3 protein-coding genes are annotated in these 3940 nt (G+C 27.6%); all 3 read left to right on the plus strand.

Going from position 1 to position 3940, the window contains the following annotated elements:
* Positions 1-22 precede the first annotated feature (22 nt).
* The 3 genes from gdhA (at position 23) to cas8a1 (ending at position 3864) form a co-directional block, all read left to right on the plus strand.
* A complete protein-coding gene (gdhA, locus tag J7G74_RS15430) occupies positions 23-1390 on the plus strand; it encodes an NADP-specific glutamate dehydrogenase (protein WP_443081662.1) in 1368 nt (455 codons plus the stop codon).
* 317 nt (positions 1391-1707) lie between these two features.
* On the plus strand, positions 1708-2442 hold the full coding sequence (gene cas6, locus J7G74_RS15435; protein ID WP_297136956.1) for a CRISPR-associated endoribonuclease Cas6: 735 nt from the start codon (positions 1708-1710) through the stop codon (positions 2440-2442).
* Between the two features lie 15 nt (positions 2443-2457).
* Entirely contained in the window at positions 2458-3864 is a 1407-nt protein-coding gene (gene cas8a1, locus J7G74_RS15440; protein ID WP_297136958.1) for a type I CRISPR-associated protein Cas8a1/Csx8, read from the plus strand.
* Positions 3865-3940: the final 76 nt, after the last annotated feature.

Here is a 3940-nt window from a genome sequence, read left to right on the forward strand (position 1 = left end):
AAAAGAGCCAGTATCTACCTTTGTGGAAGATATAACAAGAAAATTAAGTATATCCCAATATGTAAATGGGGTAATAGAAGAAGTTAAAGAAAGAAATAAAGGTGACGAGGAATTTCACCAAGCTGTTGAAGAGGTACTAAAATCTTTAGAGCCTGTATTGGATAAACATCCAGAATATATTGAAGAAAGAATATTAGAAAGACTTGTAGAGCCAGAAAGACAGATAATGTTTAGAGTACCTTGGATTGATGATAATGGAAATATACAAGTTAATAGAGGATTTAGAATACAATTTAACAGTGCTATAGGACCTTATAAAGGAGGACTTAGATTCCATCCATCAGTAAATGCAAGTATTGTTAAGTTTTTAGGATTTGAGCAAATATTTAAAAATTCACTAACTGGTTTACCTATTGGAGGAGGAAAAGGTGGTTCTGACTTTGATCCAAAGGGGAAATCAGATAGAGAGATAATGAGATTCTGTCAAAGTTTTATGTCTGAATTACAACAACATATAGGTCCTAATGTGGATGTGCCTGCTGGAGATATTGGTGTTGGGGGAAGAGAAATCGGATATTTATTTGGACAATACAAAAAACTTAGAAATGCCAACGAGCCTGGTGTTTTAACTGGTAAAGGTTTAAATTATGGAGGTTCTTTAGCTAGAACAGAGGCTACAGGATATGGTCTTATTTATTTTGTAGATGAAATGTTAAAAGAACATGGACATGATTTAAAAGGTAAAAAAATAGTTATATCAGGATCAGGAAATGTTGCCATATACGCAGCACAGAAAGTACAAGAATTAGGTGCATGTGTAATTGCAATGTCAGACTCTAACGGATACATAGTGGACGAAGAAGGTGTAGATGTAGAGTTAGTTAAACAAATCAAAGAAGTTGAAAGAAAAAGAATAAAAGAGTATGCAGAGAGAAAAACTAGTGCTTATTATTTTGAAGGACAAAAAAGTATTTGGTGTTTAAAATGTGACATAGCTCTTCCTTGTGCAACTCAAAATGATATAAGCCTAGAAGATGCTAAGTTATTAGTTGAAAATAATGTAATAGCCATAGGTGAAGGGGCAAATATGCCTTGTACAAATGAAGCCTTAAATTATTTATTAGAAAATAATGTTTTAGTAGCACCAGCTAAGGCTGCAAATGCAGGTGGGGTTGCAACATCAGCTTTAGAAATGGCACAAAATAGTATGAGACTTGCTTGGACTTTTGAAGAAGTTGATAGCAAATTAAAAGAAATAATGATAAATATATTTAATTCGTCTAAAGAAGCAGCAAAAGAATATGGAGCGGAAGGTAATTATGTGGTAGGAGCAAATATAGCAGGTTTCTTAAAAGTTGCAGATGCTATGATGAGCCAAGGATTAATATAATTGTTAGAGGATTAAAAAATAAGAGAAAAATGAGTGGATAAAATTATTATATCAACTCATTTTTTGCATATATCCAATATGGTCTACTATCTAAATTTAATCAGTTAAAATAATTATTTATTTTATATTCCAATATGGTCTATACAATAAAACCTATCAGATAATAGAGATGAAGTCAAATAATAAGTAAAAAATATATAACAAATATTATACTAAACCATAAATAATTATATTATAAGATTATATTATAATAGATTATTGCGAATCCCATAATATGTTGCTAATATTTAAGTATAAATACAAAAGGGGAGATAAATATGAGGTTTTGTTTAAATTTTCAATTGGAGAAAAACATATTTTCAAAGGATTATATGAGAATAATATTAAGCTATATAAAGAAATCATTATCTGAAATATCAGATGGTATTTATTATGACAAATTTTTTAAAGATAATATACAAAAAGATTTTTCATTTAGTGTTAAGTTTCCTCCAAATTCAAAATTTACAAAAGATGAGATAATACTTGGAGATACTAACATTAAAGTATTATTTACAACAGATGATAGAAATAAGACAGGACTTATTTTACAACAGGCTTTCCTAAAGCAACGATATATCAAATTTCCAATCAGCAATAAAAATTCAATTAAAGTAAATTCAATCAAACAATTAAGAAGTCAAAAGATAACAAGTTCAAAAGTAATATTTAAAACATATGGTTTGTGTGTAAGAGACCATTGCAAAGAAAGAAATAACAAAGATATATACTATGTATATAGTGATGAAAAATTTAATGATCAACTGAAAATAGTTTTGAAAAATCAAGCTAAGCAAGGTGGTTTTAGTGAGAATATTGTGGATGACATGAAATTTACACCATTGAATTGTAAAAAGGTGCTGGTGTCACATTACAATAATTTAATTGATACAACAGTAGGAGCTTTCTTATTGGAGGGTAATCCTTTGTTTCTTCAATACTTATACAATGTAGGCATGGGAAGTCGCAATACTAATTTTGGGTATTTAGATATAGTTACGCAAGATTTGTAGATAGGGGGTGATAAATTGAAAACTATATTAAATAATAATGAAAAGTTTGATATAAGATTAGAGCCATCTGATTGGAGATATTCTGCTGCCATATTAGGTCTTTTAGAGTATTTTTCTGAAATGGATCCATTAGGAGAATTTCATGAAATTAAAGATGATTGTATCGAGTATAGTAGTAAAGCTCTAAGTAAGGATAATTATTTGAAGTTTGTAGAAAAAAAATATGGTGAAAATCTTCATCATAAGTATGTGGAATCTAAATTAGAAGGATATACGTTTGATGATAAGAATGAAAATAATAAGGATTTTATAAAGCTAATAAACGAAAAATTAGCTGGAAATACCATAATGAAGAAAGTTTTTAAAAAGGTAAAATTTGATGGAGCTAATAAGGAAGAAATTTTATCTTTGATAGATGAAAATAGAGAAGAATTAACACTTGAAACTTTTAGAAATAAACAAGATATGTATAGAAACTACTGTAATACTAACCAATTATTTAATGAATCTCAAAATTATTGTAGATTAGTAGGATATTGTATTGATGCACCTAAAAAAGGTAAATCTACAGGATATGCTTTTAACATGAATAGTTTTATAGGACAAGATATACCAGAGTTTGACTATATTCCATTTGCATTTGCAAATGATCGACAATCCATATTTATAAACGATAACTATGAAATAAAAAGGCTACAAGTTTCTAAAAAAATATTAGAAGATAAGATAAAATCAGCCAAATCAGATTTAGAATTAGAAAATAAAAAAATAAGTGCAAAATATTCTTTATTTAAAGCCATTATGGAGTCCTCTGATTTTATTGAATATGATGTGGAGGTTATAGTAAAAGACAGAAATAAGGATTATTTTCAAACCTTATACATAAGAAAACAAAGTATAGATATACTGAAAAAAATTAATGAAAGTAAAATTGATTATAATTCTTTATGCTTTTCCTATAAGATAAGTGAGGATTACTATATAAATGTGTATGAGAAAGTAATGGAGTCCATATTAAACAATATACTTTTAGATGAGATTATAGATTTCTTATTAAAGGACAATAGAAATAGCTATATAGTTTATCAGTTAATTAATATAAATGAGTTAATTAGGGGTGAAAATAAAATGGAAGATAATATGAGAAAAAATATTCATGCTTGTGCCAATGAAGTAATAAGGAAAATTCAAGCAAATAAGTTGGAAAGCTATAGAAATAAACTTACTAGTTCCATAATATTTAAAGATTATGACAGATTTTGTGAGATTTTATTACAATTATCAAACTATGCAGATGTTTATTTTAGCTTTGCAGACAAATTATTTATAAATTTTGAAGATAATAAAGATATAGCTTACATGTTTATAAATGCACTAAGTAAAAATAAAATCAATGATAATTCAAATGAATCAAATAAATAAGGGGGATATAAAATATGAAAAAGAATTCTTTAACATTAACAGCAGTAGCGAATATGACTTCAAATTATTCAGAGGG

It is taken from the genome of Terrisporobacter sp. (genome assembly GCF_017888745.1).
Lineage (GTDB): Bacteria > Bacillota > Clostridia > Peptostreptococcales > Peptostreptococcaceae > Terrisporobacter.

Bases quoted from the DNA above. Each gene is read 5' to 3' on its own strand.
- cas6 (WP_297136956.1), top strand. From the start codon at position 1,708: ATGAGGTTTTGTTTAAATTTTCAATTGGAGAAAAACATATTTTCAAAG.